Source organism: Mangrovivirga halotolerans (assembly GCF_026241165.1).
Classification (GTDB): domain Bacteria; phylum Bacteroidota; class Bacteroidia; order Cytophagales; family Cyclobacteriaceae; genus Mangrovivirga; species Mangrovivirga halotolerans.
This window is the reverse complement of sequence record NZ_JAPFQN010000009.1, coordinates 179,848-198,010: the sequence shown is the minus strand read 5'-3', so window position 1 is coordinate 198,010 and position 18,163 is coordinate 179,848. Positions and strand designations below refer to the sequence as shown.

Annotated in this window: 16 protein-coding genes; 13 read left to right on the top strand and 3 right to left on the bottom strand. The window is 35.6% G+C overall.

Annotated features, from left to right (window positions below; genetic code table 11):
* Positions 1–79 precede the first annotated feature (79 nt).
* Positions 80–913, top strand: coding sequence for a TlpA family protein disulfide reductase (locus OO013_RS15910; protein ID WP_266057931.1), 834 nt, complete (start codon positions 80–82; stop codon positions 911–913).
* Between the two features lie 70 nt (positions 914–983).
* Here the strand turns inward: OO013_RS15910 and OO013_RS15905 are convergent, their stop codons facing one another.
* On the bottom strand, positions 984–3,872 hold the full coding sequence (locus OO013_RS15905) for a CHAT domain-containing protein (protein ID WP_266057930.1): 2,889 nt from the start codon (positions 3,870–3,872) through the stop codon (positions 984–986).
* A gap of 22 nt (positions 3,873–3,894) precedes the next feature.
* Positions 3,895–4,431 carry a hypothetical protein gene (locus OO013_RS15900; RefSeq protein WP_266057929.1) on the bottom strand — a complete coding sequence of 179 codons (537 nt, stop codon included), beginning with the start codon at positions 4,429–4,431 and terminating at the stop codon, positions 3,895–3,897.
* A 175-nt stretch (positions 4,432–4,606) separates the two neighbouring features.
* Here OO013_RS15900 and OO013_RS15895 point away from each other — a divergent pair, with 175 nt between their 5' ends.
* The 4 genes from OO013_RS15895 to OO013_RS15880 all read left to right on the top strand — a co-directional run bounded on the left by OO013_RS15895 (position 4,607) and on the right by OO013_RS15880 (position 8,979).
* Positions 4,607–5,176, top strand: coding sequence for an RNA polymerase sigma factor (locus OO013_RS15895; RefSeq protein WP_266057928.1), 570 nt, complete (start codon positions 4,607–4,609; stop codon positions 5,174–5,176).
* A 6-nt stretch (positions 5,177–5,182) separates the two neighbouring features.
* Entirely contained in the window at positions 5,183–5,923 is a 741-nt protein-coding gene (locus OO013_RS20310) for a tetratricopeptide repeat protein (protein ID WP_266057927.1), read from the top strand.
* Between the two features lie 83 nt (positions 5,924–6,006).
* On the top strand, positions 6,007–7,668 hold the full coding sequence (locus OO013_RS15885; RefSeq protein ID WP_266057925.1) for a C1 family peptidase: 1,662 nt from the start codon (positions 6,007–6,009) through the stop codon (positions 7,666–7,668).
* A gap of 243 nt (positions 7,669–7,911) precedes the next feature.
* Complete coding sequence (locus OO013_RS15880; protein ID WP_266057924.1) at positions 7,912–8,979, top strand: hypothetical protein; 1,068 nt, start codon at positions 7,912–7,914, stop codon at positions 8,977–8,979.
* 79 nt (positions 8,980–9,058) lie between these two features.
* Here the strand turns inward: OO013_RS15880 and OO013_RS15875 are convergent, their stop codons facing one another.
* A complete protein-coding gene (locus OO013_RS15875) occupies positions 9,059–9,760 on the bottom strand; it encodes a hypothetical protein (protein WP_266057923.1) in 702 nt (233 codons plus the stop codon).
* 185 nt (positions 9,761–9,945) lie between these two features.
* Between OO013_RS15875 and OO013_RS15870 the strand changes: the two genes are divergently transcribed.
* The 8 genes from OO013_RS15870 to OO013_RS15835 all read left to right on the top strand — a co-directional run bounded on the left by OO013_RS15870 (position 9,946) and on the right by OO013_RS15835 (position 18,117).
* Entirely contained in the window at positions 9,946–11,007 is a 1,062-nt protein-coding gene (locus tag OO013_RS15870; RefSeq protein ID WP_266057922.1) for an alpha/beta hydrolase, read from the top strand.
* Between the two features lie 115 nt (positions 11,008–11,122).
* Positions 11,123–12,403, top strand: coding sequence for a DUF2157 domain-containing protein (locus OO013_RS15865; protein ID WP_266057921.1), 1,281 nt, complete (start codon positions 11,123–11,125; stop codon positions 12,401–12,403).
* The gene (locus tag OO013_RS15860; RefSeq protein WP_266057920.1) at positions 12,393–12,986 is read left to right on the top strand and encodes a GDYXXLXY domain-containing protein; all 594 of its coding nucleotides are present in this window, start codon (positions 12,393–12,395) and stop codon (positions 12,984–12,986) included. Before OO013_RS15865 ends, OO013_RS15860 begins: the two co-directional genes overlap by 11 nt.
* 7 nt (positions 12,987–12,993) lie before the next feature.
* Positions 12,994–13,512 carry a PaaI family thioesterase gene (locus OO013_RS15855; protein ID WP_266057919.1) on the top strand — a complete coding sequence of 173 codons (519 nt, stop codon included), beginning with the start codon at positions 12,994–12,996 and terminating at the stop codon, positions 13,510–13,512.
* Between the two features lie 136 nt (positions 13,513–13,648).
* Positions 13,649–14,098, top strand: a complete 450-nt coding sequence (locus OO013_RS15850) for a hypothetical protein (protein ID WP_266057918.1) — start codon at positions 13,649–13,651, stop codon at positions 14,096–14,098.
* Between the two features lie 151 nt (positions 14,099–14,249).
* The gene (locus OO013_RS15845; RefSeq protein ID WP_266057916.1) at positions 14,250–15,542 is read left to right on the top strand and encodes an APC family permease; all 1,293 of its coding nucleotides are present in this window, start codon (positions 14,250–14,252) and stop codon (positions 15,540–15,542) included.
* Positions 15,543–15,748: 206 nt separating this feature from the next.
* The gene (locus tag OO013_RS15840) at positions 15,749–16,216 is read left to right on the top strand and encodes a hypothetical protein (RefSeq protein WP_266057915.1); all 468 of its coding nucleotides are present in this window, start codon (positions 15,749–15,751) and stop codon (positions 16,214–16,216) included.
* Between the two features lie 5 nt (positions 16,217–16,221).
* Positions 16,222–18,117: an adenylate/guanylate cyclase domain-containing protein gene (locus OO013_RS15835; protein WP_266057913.1), complete on the top strand. Its 1,896-nt coding sequence runs from the start codon at positions 16,222–16,224 to the stop codon at positions 18,115–18,117.
* Positions 18,118–18,163: the final 46 nt, after the last annotated feature.

Sequence of the window (18,163 nt, the reverse complement as noted above, 5' to 3'; positions counted from 1 at the left end):
TTTTTGTAATAAAAAAGATCGTTAATAGTTTCATAATTGGATTAATTTTTGCTTTAATCTTGATTTCAAATAATCAATTATGAAACATATCTACACACTTTTAATTTTTATTTTATTTCTATTTACTTTTTCATCAAATGCACAAAATTCTGAAATCAAGAAAGTATTTATTGCCAATGGAAAAATCATAACGGCGGAAGAAGTAGCTACTTTAAAAAAAGAGGGCAAGATCAAATCAATGAAAGTCAGTCAGACTGATAAAGAAAAAGAGGAACTGGCCAAAATCCATGGAGATTTTATTAAAGATAGTTTTGTAGCAATACTTACCTTGCATTCTGATAAGCCTTCTAATGAGGAAAACTTAGATACCAAAGGTACTAATACTAAATCTATCGTCATTAAAAGAAATGCTGATGGAAAAATAGATAAGTCAGACCTGGAAAATCAGCTGACCAATCCAGTTTTGATAAAAGAAGGTGAGCAGGCTCCGGATTTTACAGCAAATTATACCAATGGTGAAAAAATCAACCTTTCAGATCTAAAAGGTAAAGTCGTTTTATTGAACTTCTGGGCAACATGGTGTGCTCCATGTCTGATGGAATTTCATGAGATACCTTCAAAAATATTAGAGCGATTTGAGGGTAAAGAGTTTGTCTTTATTCCGGTTGCCGTAAAAGAATCAAAAGAAAAAGTAGCTGGTAAAATGAGCAAATTAAAGCAAAAAGGTATTGATTTTCCGGTAGTCTATGATCCGAATAATGAAATCGGAAGCCAGTACTTTACTTCAGGGATTCCAAAGAATTTTATTATTGATCAAAACGGAGAGATAGTATACATCTCTACAGGTTATAATGAAACATCAGTTGATAAAATAGCCGACAAAATCGAAGAGACATTAATTAAAGTGAATTAAAGTCCCTTTTTATGGCTAAAATCAAGAAAGCATATTCAAATAGATTTTGGATATGCTTTCTTAAATATCATTAAATATCTTTCTTAGATATCAGTCGGTTATTCTTTGACTTTCTTATACCTAAATACAATCCCATAATTATAACAATACCCAGTACTAAATACCAGATCTCATTTTGTGCCTTTGATAATGGCTGAGCATTACCCTGAACAATAAAAGCCGACCAGTAATAAGGATGCTTAAAATATTTATTAGCAGGATCAGATAGAAAATCCTTTTTTGCCATAGCCAGTGCTTCATCCTTTGCCATGCCTTCATTTAAGTATTTAAAATATGACTCGATAATTAGGGAAGAAGACTTGTCACTTATATTCCATAAACTCATAGTAACTGAAGGACACCCGCTACTTTGAAAAGCTCTACCGAGGCTGATTACTCCTTCACCCCTGGCCCATCGCCCAAAACCTGTTTCGCAAGCACTTAATACAGCCAACTCTGAGTTAAACTGATAGTTATATAGTTCATAAAGATGGAGAGCACCATCCAATTCGAACCGTTGCTCATGCCTGGCTGAGTCAGTTTGGTCTATAAAATACACAGCACTATAATTCGGATTGTCATTATCAACAATTGCATGGGCGCTTAAATGTAAAATGCTGGCATTCTCAGCATACTTATTAAAATTAACTTCTGAAGCTTCCCTTCCAGTGAAAATTCGTCCACCCAATATGTTCTCTACAGATTTTACCTCCTGATTGTTGTAAGCCAGTGGTGAAAGATCTTTTCTGATCCCTGAAAAATTCTGATTATCCATTACAGCATAATCGGGAGCAAATCCGAGGTATTTCATCAAATCAGTTGCTTTATTATCAGATTTTGTTGATTTGAGTAACAACCTGATAGCAGACGAATAATATAAGCTTTTCCTTTCAAGTAACCATTTTTTCTTTTCAGACACTAAAGCTCCAAAAGGCAAATAAGAAAGCGGCCCATCCGGAATTATTATGATGGAATTTATTTTGGAATCTTTAACTCCTGAAGCGGCAGAAAATAATTCATAAAGCTTATTGCCCTTATTATATAATTCTTCCGGAACAGACCCCATATTTTCAGGTGGAGTCCTGATCAATTTTAAATATTGAAATAAGCTTTCTTGTAAAGTGGGGGTTTCAGATATCAAATGCAATTCAGCCCTGTCATCCATCAGCTCAAGACAATAAACATTTTCTTCACCCCAGAAAAACGACAAAAGTGACGAACTCCCTTTTATTTCAGAAATAACTTCATTAAAAGTCACCATCTCTGCATCAGGCATCCAGTCTTCATAGCTTGAATTTTTCTCTTTAAGAGATCGCTGAAAATCTTCATAATCTGCATATAACTGATCGAGAATTAAACGGTGCTTTTCAGGAGATCTACCCTCTTCGATCTGACGCTTATTAAAAGCAATCTTACTTTTGAATTGCTGTTGTTTCTCATATAATTCCTTTGACAGAATCCCCGCTTCAACCGCTTCAATATCTCTTACGGAATTAAATAATTGAATAGCCCTGTTTTTCTCGAAAAAGTAAATCAGATCATCTTCCCAATTCTCCACATCCTCTTTGTCTTTTTGCAAATCAAACAAGGTCGTAATTCCATTTTCAAAAACACGATATATATCAGATGATAAATACTGCCTGGATTCCCAGGATAAAAAATCTTTGGAGGTTCTATCAGCTAAACTAATTGTTTTCTTATACCAATTAATCGCTTCCTCCGGGTCTTTTAATCGGTAAGCATCTCCACGAAGGGAGTAAATTTCAAGCACCTCATAGTTATTGATCACTTTGATTTCACCTTCTCCCCCTCCAAACACAAAGAATTTTTCAGCACGATCCAATGCCACCAAAGCCGAATCAATATTCTTTTCTTTTATAAACTTTTTGGCTTTTTGCTTATTGATTAATCCATAATAACGGTGTGTAGGATCATAGTTTTCTTTGACAACCGAGAGTGCTTTATTAATAAACTCATCAGCTCTGGACAGGTTTCCTGTTCTTAGATATAATTCAGAAGCATGAATATAATTTCTGACTTTATCAGAAACTGACCTTGTTGGCCTTTCTATTAACTTTGAAAGGTATTGTTTTGCGCGTTCAGGCTGATTGCTTTCCAGATAACAGGACGACAAACTACGGTAAATAGCATTAACAAGACTCCAGCTTCCTTTTTCATTCATTAATGGTTTGATTAATTCCAACGCTTTTAAATAATGATCAATGGCAGCTGTCGGTGCTTTACTATTTTTATTAGCTTCCCATTGCCTGAACTTTACATGTCCCGACTGAGTATTTACAAAAGCCATCTGATAATCAAACCCCCGGCCAGCACTATAAACGGGATGTTCTCGCGGAACCCATGATCGAGCTAAATCAAAATGATGTTCGGCTAGTGCAAAGTCAGCCATATTCAGAGCGCTTTGAGCGATCGACACATGAGTATCAAAAAATAGTAAAGAATCTTTCTCTATTTCCGGCAGGTCGATAATGCTTTTATATGATTTGATTGCCTCTCTGTAATTAAAAAGTTCATAATAATATCTTCCCTGGAAATAATAAAAATTAGATCTCAAAAAGCCAGTTGAATCGTACTTTAAAATGTAGCTAGAATGTTTTTCGAGTACTTTCTGCCCTGCCTGAAGATAGGCATCCAATAATCTGAGACTATCAAGGTGGCTCGATACTGATGCCAGGTTAATAATGGCATGCAGATATTGATCCCACATTTGGATGTTCTCAGCCTTAGTGAGATTTTTCTTGTAAAGAAGTGCTGCTGTATCCGGACTATCAAAATAATACTTCTCCCCTATTTGCTGAAAATCCTTTTCAAACTGACTTCTGACACTATCATCATTTTGGCCAAAAAGAAAGGCAGTTATCTGAAAAATCAGAAATACTGCCAATGTCTTAGTATGCATATATAAAAATTATATGATATAATTATTCACTGAAAAACCCTACTCCAAGCTCTTTTTCGTATTGTAAATTATGGGTGGTCTCATCTTGTAAAGTTACCACAGAACTCACTTTTAAGGTTAGGATCTCTTCTCTAGGATATCCATCTACCCATCCAAGACCTGCTTCAACACTATTTGACTCTTCATCATATTCAATATAACCACCATTTTGAAGATCTGTATTAGCATATACCGCTCCATTATCATTAACAATTTGAACTACGGTCGAATTAAATTCTGCATTTGGAATTATAAAAACCAGATCTTGCAGTGCGGGCGGATTAGGAAAGCAATCTGCTCCTATTTCACATCCTCTCCCTCTGATCACAGTTGCGGTAGCAAAGGTGGTATTTTGATCAGAACAGACCAGATCGCAAAATGTGGGATTATCAGTTCGTTCACATTCACAATTCACTAATGATATCTGCTGAATTTCAGGATCTTGCGACACCTTATCCTCCTCGCAACTAATGAATAAAAATAATAATAATAGCGTGGTAATTGGTTGAATAGCTTTCATAATGTTTAATTTTTAAAACACTAAAATAATAAATTAATTCATGAATTCTAATTCATTCAAAATCAATCCAATAATAAAAATTCCCTTTTGGAAAACACTAATAATTTGATAAGCTGATTCTTATTTAAGATATTTCACAATAATTAGGGTAACCTTTTATATTTTCAACCCACTAATGAATACAAAACAAGTAAAGATCGGCGACAATGATTTGCTATTTTCAATAAGAAATGGCGATGAATCATTATTAAAGGAACTTTACGAAAATCACAGGTCTAAATTCATTGGCTGGTTTATGAAAAATCATTCCCTCGAACGAGAAACAATACTGGATATATACCATCGTGCTTTTACGATATTTTATTTTAATATTAAGGACCAAAAGATCCAGACCCTTGACAGTACGATTGAAACCTATTTATTCGGAATTGGAAAAAATCTTGTTAAAGCAGAATACAGAACTTTAAAAGTATCTGGTTCGCTGGAAGAAGTTTCGGGAATTGATCTGTCAATCAGAGATTATGAGGATAATGAAGAAGAAATAGAAAAAAAGAACTATATAAAATCTATTTTAAGTAAACTGAAAGACCCATGTAAAAAAATCCTCGAACTATATTATTTCCGGAATTTCTCCATGGAAAGTATAGCAAATGAATTAGGATACAAAAATGAATCAGTTGCAAAGAAAAAAAAGTGTCTTTGTCTTCAAAAAATCAGAGAAGAGATAGTAAAAAAAAATAGATAATAACAAGTGGAATACGACAGCGACATATTATTTATCGAAGCTTACTTTGAGGACAGGTTGACTCCTGATGAAAAGAAAGAATTTGAACAAAGGAGAATGGAAGATTCTGATTTTCAAAAGAAAGTCGAAGATTATCTATCAATATTCCGATCGATAAAAGAATCAGAAAAAGAAGCATTTCAAAATAAACTCAGGGACTGGGATGAAGAAATCGATTCAAAATCAAAAACAAGGAAACTACCTCCTTACCTAAAATATGCTGCAATAATAATTCTGCTAATCATTCCCATAGGTTTGTGGCAATGGGGCGTTTTTGAAAATGAATTGGGAAGCAGAGAAGCTTATTTAAGTTATTATTCACCCTATGAAGATGTAATTACACAAAGAAATGGAGATAAATCATCAATATTTATTAAGGGGATGGAATACTATAATACTGGTGATTATGAAAAAGCCGTTGAAACCTTATCTGCATTTACGGATGAAAATCCACAATCTGATATGGCTAAAATTTATCTGGGCATCAGTTTCATGGAAACTGGACAGAATAATAAAGCAATCTCTGTATTTCATGAACTTAAATCAAACGCTAACGGCCTTCCAAAAGAGCTCTCGGAATGGTATCTTGCTATGGTCTATTTAAAAACAGATAATGTCGATGAGTCCAGAAAGCTTCTTAATTCCATACATGAAAGCGACCATATCTATTCAGGCAAAGCTAAAAAGCTCCTTTCTCAACTTAAATAATAATTTTTCAAATATTTTTTTCATTCAATGGTAACCTTTTGATTTCAGCCTGCACTAAAGGTGAAATTAAAACTATTAACACTATGAAAAAGGTATTAAAACCAATCAGTAAACTATGGCTATTATCACTTTTAGCGATATTTTTTGCTTGTGATGAAGAGTTCGTTGAACCACCAGCCGTTGACAACTCAGATTTAAGAGTTGATTTAAGACCTCAACAAACCAGTGTCAAAAGCCAGGGAAGCAGAAATACATGTATCACTTTTGCAGCAGTAGCGGGACTGGAAGCCGCTTATAAAAGATTCGGTTACGGAGATCTTGACCTGAGCGAGGAATTTATGAACCACTTTGGTAAAACATTCTGGATTCACCCGGATTGGGATGATATATTAGCCAAAGGAGAAGATGGTAGTGAAACTCAGGTTGGTGCTTTTGGAGGTGGTGGAGGTGCCGGTTATATCAATGATATGATGAACACCGGCCTGAAAATTCCCCTGGAAACCTTAATGCCCTATGGTTCCGTCAATATTACTCCCAGTATTGATCCAACTCTGGCAGATTCAGACTGGCAATCTGACGTGTATAAAAAACAGCGTGTAATGAGTAATTATAATTTGGATCCAAACAAATTAACATGGGAATTACAGCACTCAGATAAGTTCTATGGTGTAGCTAATGGTAAGTTCTTCGGACCTTCAACAGGAAAAGCACGTGACACGGATTTTATCGAACAAATTCTGAAAAGAGAAATTGAATTAGTTTGGGATTTTTCAGGCACTGTAAAATACGGTGAAACCTGGAAACCATGTGATGCCGGTGATGAAGCTGTTTGCGATACCATTGCTCACAGTATGCTCATTGTCGGTTTTGACAAAACAAGTGAAAATCCGGACGATTATTATTTCCTTGTTAAAAACAGCTGGGGAAGTTGGCAGACAGGAACAGACGATAATTACACTAAAGTTTCTTATGACTTTGTCCGACGAAATGGTAGTGCCGTAGCATATATTGAGATTCCAATTCTGGATCCACAGGAATGGGAGGAATTTAAATTTATCGGAAGATGGAACCTTGTATTCGATGGTCATGATGGAATACTTGACATTTACCATTTACCAGGTTACTGGAATGATAAAATTGATGATAAACGAATTGGTTCTTTTTATACGACAGATGGGTCTGCATATAAAATTAACGGATCAATTGAAGGGAATAAAATAACATTCTATTTCGACGGTTCTAATCCAAATGCACACTGGGGAACTATCGGTAATGGTAGAAAGTTCGAATACTATTTAAGTGATGAAAACTACATGGCCGGATTCCATACAGACCCTGATGGTAAAAAATATGCTGGCTATGCAAAAAAAGGAGAATTATTTAGTGAAGGAGCTACTACTCCACGCCCGTACTTACCTGAAAGTTATGAGAATTCCACCTGGGATATAGTGATCGGTGAAACCAGGGGTACAATCACAATAGGTGAGTATGAATTAGACCCTGGAGTGGAATTTCCTGAATTCTATGACCTTCCGGGTACATTTACAGATGAGTCTGGTACAGTAAGCGCTTTTCAAATGCGCATACCACAAACTGTATACAATCATTTTTATATGCAAATGATGGTAAATGGTGGTGCCATATCTTTTGAAGGCAGGCATTTAAACCATACTCAGGGTAATATTTCAGGTCATACTACAGGTGCTGACCTTGTAAAACACCCATTCATTATGACCAGACAATAAAAAACAGGTTTAGCTTCTTAACACCGGCCCGGTACTTTGGTATCGGGCTATTTTATTCATTAAAAATGATGTTTATATCCTACCATCTTTTCCAAATGTCACAAAAAAATCACAACATAAAATAAAGACATTGATATACAGCCACTTATATAGATTAAAAAATATATAGTTTCGTTAATTACTTGTGATTGACAGGTAATACTTCCTCGCTAGTTTGCAGTAAACCTTAAAAGAACTAGCACAATGAAAAAGCATTTTATTTTACTTATGATTTTTGGTGGTCTTTCATTATTGACCATCAGTTGCGATGACGACGATGATGTAACTATTAATACTGAAGCAGGAACCCTCAGCGGAGGTCCATTTAATTTTGTTATTGATGGTAATCCTGATATGGTTGATGGCATTACTCAATCCGGAGAAATGCGGGGATCGAATTCAAGCTTTGTAATAACGGATGATGCTGGAAATATCCTGGGACTACCTCCTACCATGACTGATCTGGAAGGTGTAAATTTTGACGATGCCGGCCCGGGTATTTGCCTGATCTGGTATATCAGATATGAAGATGGTCTGATGGGACTGGAACCTGGTGAGAATGCAAATGATCTTTCAGGAAATTATGATCTATCCAATTCAATCACTGTAAACAGAGACGGTCTGAATGGAGGAATGATCGATGGCGGTCCTTTTACATTTATTATCGATGGTGAAGCAGACATGGTTAGTGGTATAAGCCTTGATGACACAGAGGTCAATGGCCCGAATACGACCTGGGTAATCACCGATGATGAAAATAATATATTAGGCCTTCCTCCTACTCTGGCTGATGTTGAAGGAGTTAACTTTGATGGAGCAGGTGGTGGAATATGCCTGATCTGGCATATGTCTTTCGGTACTGACCTGATGGGAGCGGAAGTCGGTAACAATGTTTCAGATCTTACCGGCAGCTATGGACTTTCAAACTCAATCATGGTAACCCGAGGTACTGCTGGAATGCTTGATGGCGGACCCTTCAATTTTGATATCGACGGCAGTCCGGATATGGTGAGTGGAATTACTGTATCAGATAATTTTGATCTTGCGAACACCAGCTATGTGATTACAGATGATCAGGGAGTTATACTCGGGTTACCTCCAACCATGGCAGATCTTGAGGGTGTGAATTTTGACGATGCAGGCACAGGGGTTTGCCTGATCTGGAGAATCACCTATTCAGAAGGATTAACCGGCCTGGAAGCAGGTGAAAACGCAGCAAATCTTCAAGGAACTTTTAGTTTGTCCAATTCAATTACTGTAAACAGGAATTGATTTTAGTTGAATTTTTGGTCACAAAAAAGCCTCTGCAGATATGCAGGGGCTTAATTTTTTTCAAAAAAATAATTGTAAACTACTGAAATACTCCCTCAAGCACATCCTTTGCTATGGGGCCATCCTGATAAACCACAAACAATATTGAACAGAATAAATTACCTGCAACAACCAGGTAATAGGGGAAGTAACTCCTCTTTTTTCTGTAAAAATCTAAACCGATAAGAATTAATATAACCAAGGCCGGAATGATAGTGCTGATTGCCAAAACATTTCCAACATTTGGAAATGTATCAGGTACAATTGTCATGTGCCATCTCATTGCTATTCTGAAAGTAGCCGGGGCCATAATCCAGAAAACTGTAGATATCATCCATCTTGCATGTGCATCGACATCCTTTGATTTTATTATTGCCATGACAACAGAAAATACAAACCCGGCTATTATAATCACGTTTGCCAGAGTAAGAGTATATTTTACCGGCATCAAGGGGCCTGAATCAATCAAGAAATTTGTCTTAATCACCATTAATGATGAAGCTGTGACTGCCCCAGCAATCAAAACCCCTATTATTCCAACTTTACGATGTGTTTTTATCGATTTATTATTATATATCCAGGGTTGAATAGCCAAAATTCCAAACCAGGCTATGGCAGACAATGAATGTAAATGTTGTTGAAATGAGGCTTCCTTAAAATAAATGAAATAGTTTTTGAACCCGTATAAAACAACAATAAAAACCAGGATTAACCAATAGTGTAAATTGGAGAATTTTTTCATAAAAACAGAAGTTTGATTAATAGTTTAGCTCTTTAATTAATCAAAATAATAAACAAATCAACAAATGCCAAATCACTGATATTTGCAGCATCAACCTATTTTCTAATTGCAATTATACAATTATTTATTATTTTATGAATAACTAAATACTTCTAAATTCTATTGAGTTAAATCGACTTATTACTATGAAAAATTTCATTTCCATCTTAATTTTTATAACCTGTTTTAACGGGGTTTATACACAATCAACCAATATAAAAATTGTCAAAGATTCTATATATTCAGAAACATTAAGAAATAAAGCCGGTAATAGTCTAAAGAGAAGTGTCACGGTTTATTTACCTCCTGGATATGAAAATAGTGAAAAGAATTATCCGGTAATATATTTTCTTCATGGATTCCTTGTAAATGACCACATTAACTCAATGTGGTTTAACACCGCGAAAAAGCTTGAATATGCTTTCAATAAAGAAAAGATAAGACCTTTCATTATGGTAATTGTAGACCAGTATACACTATTCCGCGGTAGTTTTTATACTAATTCTTCTTTAACAGGTAATTGGGAGGATTTTACGACCAAAGATTTGGCGAGTTACATGGATAAAAATTACCGAACCATTCCGGATAGAAATAGTCGGGGAATAGCCGGTTGGTCAATGGGTGGATTTGGAGCGATTAAACTAGGTATGAAACATCCGGACATTTTCGGAACTGTCTATGCTTTATCTCCTGCTACACTTGATCTTGTTAGAGAACTTGGTATACATGGTGAGGGCTATAAACAAGTTAATAATATAGAAAATAGGGAACTGCTTATTGATGGGTATAATTACATGTATCCAAATATAATTGTTGCTATGGGAAGAGCATTTACCCCAAACATGGATAATCCTCCTTTTTATGCTGATCTTCCATATACACTTGAAAATAAAACTGTTAAGATTCATCCTGAAATAATTAGTGAGTGGAAAAAGAACATGCCAATTTATATGATAGAAAATAATATCGAGAATCTTAAAAGTCTTAATGCGATTAAGCTTGATTGGGGAAGAAATGATTTTCATAAGCATATTCCTGAATCCAGCAAAGCTTTTAGTATGAAACTGGAACAATATGGCATCGATCATTATGCAGAAGAATATATTGGTGACCATGGAAATAAATTATGGACTTTAGATGGTCGAGTCATTAATGACATGCTTCCTTTCTTCGATCAGTTTTTAACCTTTGAATCAGATAAATTATAATTCACATCCTCATCATATATCACAATATCAAACCGGGTAAGTAAGATTTATCCGGTTTATTTTTTGTATAACTTAATCCTACTATTAACTTGGGTAGTTATTTTCTTAATACAATATGAACATCACAAAAGATCTAAAAGAACTAACCGAAAAGGGAGTTATTTCAGATGATATTGCTGAAAATATTCGAAGTTATTACGCATCGAAAAAGCAACCCGAATCTAATAAATTAGTATTAGCTTTTAGCATCCTGGGTTCCCTGTTGATCGGCTCTGGCATCATTTTGATAATCGCGCACAACTGGGATCAGTTTTCCCGGCTAACCCGAACAGTTATTGCATTCTTACCCCTTGTTTTGGGTCAGTTAGCCTGTGGTTTTGCCATTTTAAAAAAGAAGGACTCTCAAAGCTGGAAGGAAGGTAGTGCTGTCTTTTTGTTTTTATCGATTGGAGCAACTATTTCACTGATCAGCCAGATCTACCATATCCAGGGACAGCTTTCCGGATTCCTTTTAACCTGGGTTCTGTTAGGGCTACCCATTATTTACCTGATGAGATCTTCCATTAGTTCGCTATTTTATATTATTGGCATTACCTGGTATGCCTGTGAACTTAGCTATTGGAACTATCCCTCAACTACAGCCTATGGTTACTGGCTACTATTAGCTGCAGTTATTCCCTGGTACCTGTATTTACTGAGATCCAAACCCGAAAGTAATTTCACCTATTTTCATCATTGGTTTTTACCTCTTTCTGTAACTATCTGCCTGGGCTCATTATCAGGGAAGTTTGAAGAGTTAATGTTTATAGTCTATATTTCTTATTTCGGATTGATTTACCTCGTTGGTAATGGATTTAACGATCTGAAGCTAAGAAACAATGGATTTAAGATTTTCGGTGCCTTAGGAACAATGGTTGTTTTATACAGCCTGAGTTTCGATGAATTCTGGAACCATTTAAGAAGTGAACGATTTGATATCGATGGTATCAGCACCTCTCCGGAGGCTATTGCTTCGCTAATTTTGTTTGGAATTGCCTCCGTATTTCTCACGTTGAAAATAAAAAGCAAGGGCATAAAGAATGTTTCATTTCTTTCCCTGGTTTTTCCTTTAGTTGGGCTCACCTTTATTATTGGTTTGAGAGCACCAATGGCAGTTTTCCTAATTAATATATCCATCCTCACCATCGGGATCTTATATGTTAATGAAGGGGCTAAAAAAGACCACTTAGGAATAATGAATTTCGGAATGGTAACTATTGCCTTACTGGCTATCTGCCGATTCTTTGACTCTGACCTGTCATTTTATGTTCGGGGCGCACTATTTGTCATTGTAGGTATAAGCTTTTTTGTAGCGAATTATTGGATGTTAAAGAGAAAAAGTAAAAATGAAAAATAAAAAGATTTTACTCCCATTGTTTATCCTGGTGTGCCTTATCCAATTATATATCCCGGCCAAAATGATCATGGACAGAGAGGAAGTACTCAGTGAGGGACAAACTTATAAATTCAGGACCCAGCCAATTGACCCGACCGATCCGTTCAGAGGAAAATATATTGTATTGAATTATGAAGCTAATTCTGTCGAAATAGACACTTCAGATCAATGGATATATGGTGATCAGATATTCGTCACCCTCACTGAAAATGAGGAAGGATTCACTGTTCCTGATAAAGTATTTAAGGAGAAACCAGGGTCAGGTGAAACGTTTATTACTGCAAAAATTGGTGGAACCCAACCTTATAACAAACCACCAATCCTGATCATAGATTATCCATTCAATAAGTTTTTTATGGAAGAATCGATGGCTCCGGTAGCAGAGACAGTCCACAGGGAGTCTCAGCAGGATTCTCTTGTTGATTCATACAGCATTGTGAAAGTTCTTAATGGAGAGGCTGTGCTGGATGATGTGGTTATTGGGGATCGTTCGATAAGAGAAATCGTAAAAGAAAGACAAGATCAATCAAATAATAGTAACTAATTAGTTAATGTCTGTTTATAGAAAAATTGCGGAAGTAGGTTCAAAATTTATAAGTAAAGCAACATTATTTAAATATGGCTTTAATCTTTCCCCCATGTATCGTCGTAGTACGGGAAGGATAAAGTATGTTTCAGATGACCTGCTTGATATTACTATCAAAATACCCATCAGCTATAAAAATAAAAATTATGTCAATTCCATCTTCGGTGGAAGTATGTTTTCTGCGGTAGATCCCATACCCATGGTTCAGCTCATGAACCTTTTGGGTGATAATTATATAGTATGGGATAAATCAGCAAAAGTCCGTTTTAAAAAACCGGCAAAAGAAAATCTCTACGCAGACTTTCAGTTCACTAAAAATGAATTGGATAATATAAAATCATTAATTGAAGATCAGAATGAAATGGAACTTATAAAGCAGGTACATTTAAAAAATAAGGATCGTTCTGTGACTTTTTGCGAGGTTCAAAAGATATTATACATTTCTGATAAAAAACATTTTAAAAGAAAAAAGCGGAAAAAGTAAATAAAAACAACGACTATTAATATTTATATTTCCAAATCCCCCTTTCTTTTTATTGTCTAAAAACAATATATTTACCTTGTTGATTAGCTATTCAACATAAATCGGTTCATATTTTTTAATTTTCAACTAAAGATCCATGAAATCTATCATTTTTATTTTTTCAATTACGCTTTTATCATTCATAGGCAATGCACAAAGTACTACTCAGTTTAAAAAAGGTGAAGACTACAAAAAAGCTGAAAAGGAAGTTTTACAAGCATGCAATTATTTATTGGATAACCCCATTGATAAAGAGGAAGGAAAGCGTCAGCAATTGTTTCAATTCATTTTTCAATGGATGTCAGGAACTCCTGACCATACTTTTGAACTGGATGAAGAAATAGCAAAATTATATGGCAACAAGGAAGAAATACTTGGCATTTACCTTGTGTCTGCTGCCAAAGTCAGCATTGAGAATAATAATTTTACAAAAGAAAACCTCAAGAAAAAAGCTATTAATATGACTGTTGATTATTGCGCAATGGAAGAAAATAATATCAAACCTTCAAAAGAAATTAAAAAACTCATAAAAAAAAGAACTGAATAACCGATATCGGTAACTTAAAATAAAGATAGCTTCAAATGCCTTTAAGGAAATTCTAATGTCGATTTTCCTGAATTAATTAGTATATTAAATCAAACAGTGCAATAATGGTTATACGCTATCAATAAATGATTCAGCAATCAAACTCAAATAAATGACCACGAACTCTCTTGATCGTAAAATCGGAGTTCTGGGACTCAGCGCTAACCTGATCAATATTATCATTGGTGCAGGAATATTTGCTCTACCGGCTATCGTTGCGGCTAACCTGGGATCTGCCAGCATATATGCATATCTATTCTGTGGAATATTGATCTCCCTGGTAATGCTTTGCTTTGCTGAAGTTGGTAGCAAAATAACCAAATCAGGAGGTGTATATTCGTACATCGAAGTTAGCTTTGGCCGATACTTTGGTTATTTAACCGCTATCTTTTTTAGCCTGGCGGCCATATCCGCAGATGCGGCAGTAGCCAATGCCCTTGTCAATTTATTGGGTGCTTATATTCCGTTATTCCAGGAAAAGATTATACAGATTCTTTTCTTCCTCATTGTGTTTGGAGGATTGGCATGGATCAACATAAAAGGTGTCAAAGAAAGTATTGTGCTGGTCAAAACAATTACCTTTTTAAAGATTGTCCCCTTATTAGCTTTAATCTTTTTCTCCATACCTGAATCAAACATTGCAAACCTGAAAATCGAGTCATTTCCTGACCTTGAAAGCCTTAGTCAAACAGCATTAATACTATTCTTTGCTTTTCAGGGAGCAGAATCCGGATTATCTGTGAGTGGGGAGGTGATTAAACCAAATAAAACAATACCGAAGGCAATCCTGATCAGTATCCTTTGTGTGTTAACAATCTACATTTCCCTTCAACTGGTTTCTCAGGGCGTTTTGGGAGATGATCTCCCAAACTATACCGAGAGTCCCTTAAGTGAAGTTGCCAGCCACATTTTTGGTCCGGCTGGTTTCCTGCTCATATCAATCGGAGCAGCAGTATCTATGTTTGGAAACCTGAGTAGTGAAATATTCAGTATGCCCAGAGTATTGTTCCAGGCATCTCAGGATCGTATAATTAATATCCAGGCACTTTCACGGGTCCATAAAATATTCGGCACTCCATTTATTTCTATAATCATGTACTCAAGTATCGGGTTTGTTTTTGCTTCAATAGGGAGGTTTGATCAATTGGCTGTAATCTCTAGTGCAGCGGTCTTGTTTATTTACCTTGGAGTAGTTTTATGTGTTTTCAAACTAAGAATTATCAAACCATCAAAAGATAAAGACGCGTTTACTATTCCCGGAGGATTAATCATTCCCATACTCTCTTCCGTTGTAATAATTTTAATGCTCTTTGGTCTGAAAAGGTCCGAATGGATAGGTTTCCTAGCCGGTACAGCTGTATTAACTATTATTTATTTCCTTAAGAAAAAGTTCTTTTTTAAATAATGAAGAAAGATATTCTCAAGCTGGAAATCACTAATCATATTTAGTCGAAACAATAATCGCTTGAAATTGAATTATTAAAAGAATGAATATACCTTTTTGTTAATATTAATTCTTATATTTATTATAATAAGCCGTTAAACTGTCTTTAAAACAGAAAAGAGCCCAACAGTTTCACTGCATTACCACTATCAAATTTTATACTCATTATGAAAAAAATAATGTCATATTTTTCCCTGGTCATGATATTGATATTCATGACCTATTTTAAAAGTGATGCTCAGGAAATAGACCCCTTGACTTTGGTTGTTGACACCGAAAACATACAGGAACCAGCATATAAATATTGTTATTTTAGCGGCCAGCAACCTGGCACTGATATTCGTAATCACGTAGATACAGTAAGTGTCGGTGATATTGTAATTTGGAATGGGGTTTCGTCCTCTTCATCAAATCACAAAGTGAGAATAACAACCATCAGTCATCAGAGTGGTGATAACATTTTCGAATCAAATGTGCTTCGGGAAAGAAATGGTAACGGTAAGGTCCGGGGAAAAGTAAAAGAGGGAACCGAGGGAATGCAGGAAAAATACATAATCACCTTCAAGGTAATAATACCCGGATCAGGAACTGAAGAATATAGCATTGATCCAAAACTAGTAGTCCGGTCTAATTGATCTTAATGATTAAACTTATTACAAAATATTATCTCAATCTGAATAGCACTATATTCCAAATTGTGATACTTTTTGCTTTGCTTATTTTTCTTAGCGTACCCGCTTTAAAAGCTCAAAGCTCCAGTAACATTGATAGTGCAAGAATTATTTATGAATCGGGTGAATTCGTGGGTGAAGACCTTCTTCCCGTGCTTAGAATACTGGCAGAATACTCAGATGTGCCAGACAAGCTTCAATTTAGTAACGAGCTAATCGAGCTCGCATCAAAATACGACTCTCCTGAATACCTTTACATTGGTTATTTACAAAAAGGTAATTCCTACTTATTAATTAGTGAGTTGGTTCCTGCTTTAGAAAATCTTTTCGAGGCCGGGAGAATTGCAGAAGCTGAAAATATGAGTATAAAGGCTGGCAGAGCTAGCATTGCAATTGCTGATGTATATTCTGTGAGAGATGATCATACAAATGCCATCAGGTATTATAACCGGGCAATATCACAACTTAAAAATGAAAATGATTCGTTGGGCATTGCCACAGCCTATGAGAATATGGGCGATGAATATCTCACTGTTGGGGAACCTGATTCAGCTCTTAAATGCTTTGAAAAATCAGGCAAAATCTTCAAAGCATACAATTTCGAGGATGGAATCGCATATAATAATGGTAACAGGGGAATTGCACTTGCAATGATGGGGTTAAATGACTCAGCCAAAGTCATGCTTAATAAGGCTATTACTCAACTGGAATTGATGGAGGATTATTATCCGATCCCTATCTATCTAAGTTACATGTCTGATGTTTATATGAATCAGGGGAATGAAGTAGTGGCAATAAATTATTCCAAACAAAGTCTTGATATTGCTAAAAAATATGGCCTGACCGATCAGATAAGCGATGTAAATCTCAAATTATCTGAATTATATGAACAAACAGGTGATTATAAAAATTCTCTCGAGCACTACAAACAATACAAGGAATTCCGGGATAGCGTAAACGATCAGGCCTCGATTCAGGAAATGGCTAACCTGAGAACTGATTTTGAAATCAATAAAAAACAAATGGAGGTAGACCTGCTCAACCAGCAAAAAGAAAACCAACGGATAATTTTTATTGCAGTAGTGGTCGCCTTATTCCTCATGATAGTTATCGCTGTCGGATTATTTAGACGCAATAAATTTATCGCTCATACTAAAAAGATTATAGAAAGAGAAAAAGGCCGTTCTGATGACCTGCTTTTAAATATTTTACCCAGTGAAATTGCTGAAGAATTAAAAGAAAGCGGAAAGGTAAAGGCCAGAAGGTTTGAAGAAGTCTCCGTCCTTTTTGCAGACTTTATCGGGTTCACCAAACACTCTGAAAGTTTATCTCCGGAACAATTGGTTAACACAGTCGATTATTATTTTTCAAAATTTGACGAAATAATCGAAAAAAACGGATTGGAGAAAGTCAAAACGATAGGCGATGCTTATATGTGTGCCGCTGGATTACCTTTTCCAGATGAAGATCACGCCCTGAAAGTCACCAGGGCTGCATTTGAAATGGCTGAGTTCGTAGATCAATCAAAAATTATTGAGAACAATGAAATCATCCACTTTGACGTAAGGATCGGTATCAGTTCTGGTCCGGTGGTAGCCGGTGTGGTTGGGACTAAAAAGTTTGCGTATGATATCTGGGGAGACACGGTAAACATTGCATCAAGAATGGAATCTAATTCACAGCCCGGAAAAATTAATGTGTCTGAGTATACCTGTAAATTGATCAGTAATCACTATAACTGTGTGTCAAGAGGTGAAATAGATGTTAAAAATAAAGGTAAAATGAAGATGTATTTTGTTGAGCCTACAACCACTATTGCATCAAAAGAAACTGAAAAATCAAAAATCAGGGAATCCAATTATTAGTTTTAATCGGCCTTCTGCCTGGCAAATCTTCAGGATTAAGAGTATG

What these genes read in the sequence shown, in the direction of transcription:
- OO013_RS15910 (WP_266057931.1), top strand. Translation starts at nt 80, where the DNA reads ATGAAACATATCTACACACTTTTAATTTTTATTTTATTTCTATTTACT.
- OO013_RS15905 (WP_266057930.1), bottom strand. Translation starts at nt 3,872, where the DNA reads ATGCATACTAAGACATTGGCAGTATTTCTGATTTTTCAGATAACTGCC.
- OO013_RS15900 (WP_266057929.1), bottom strand. Translation starts at nt 4,431, where the DNA reads ATGAAAGCTATTCAACCAATTACCACGCTATTATTATTATTTTTATTC.
- OO013_RS15895 (WP_266057928.1), top strand. Translation starts at nt 4,607, where the DNA reads ATGAATACAAAACAAGTAAAGATCGGCGACAATGATTTGCTATTTTCA.
- OO013_RS15885 (WP_266057925.1), top strand. Translation starts at nt 6,007, where the DNA reads ATGAAAAAGGTATTAAAACCAATCAGTAAACTATGGCTATTATCACTT.
- OO013_RS15880 (WP_266057924.1), top strand. Translation starts at nt 7,912, where the DNA reads ATGAAAAAGCATTTTATTTTACTTATGATTTTTGGTGGTCTTTCATTA.
- OO013_RS15875 (WP_266057923.1), bottom strand. Translation starts at nt 9,760, where the DNA reads ATGAAAAAATTCTCCAATTTACACTATTGGTTAATCCTGGTTTTTATT.
- OO013_RS15870 (WP_266057922.1), top strand. Translation starts at nt 9,946, where the DNA reads ATGAAAAATTTCATTTCCATCTTAATTTTTATAACCTGTTTTAACGGG.
- OO013_RS15865 (WP_266057921.1), top strand. Translation starts at nt 11,123, where the DNA reads ATGAACATCACAAAAGATCTAAAAGAACTAACCGAAAAGGGAGTTATT.
- OO013_RS15860 (WP_266057920.1), top strand. Translation starts at nt 12,393, where the DNA reads ATGAAAAATAAAAAGATTTTACTCCCATTGTTTATCCTGGTGTGCCTT.
- OO013_RS15855 (WP_266057919.1), top strand. Translation starts at nt 12,994, where the DNA reads ATGTCTGTTTATAGAAAAATTGCGGAAGTAGGTTCAAAATTTATAAGT.
- OO013_RS15850 (WP_266057918.1), top strand. Translation starts at nt 13,649, where the DNA reads ATGAAATCTATCATTTTTATTTTTTCAATTACGCTTTTATCATTCATA.
- OO013_RS15845 (WP_266057916.1), top strand. Translation starts at nt 14,250, where the DNA reads ATGACCACGAACTCTCTTGATCGTAAAATCGGAGTTCTGGGACTCAGC.
- OO013_RS15840 (WP_266057915.1), top strand. Translation starts at nt 15,749, where the DNA reads ATGAAAAAAATAATGTCATATTTTTCCCTGGTCATGATATTGATATTC.
- OO013_RS15835 (WP_266057913.1), top strand. Translation starts at nt 16,222, where the DNA reads ATGATTAAACTTATTACAAAATATTATCTCAATCTGAATAGCACTATA.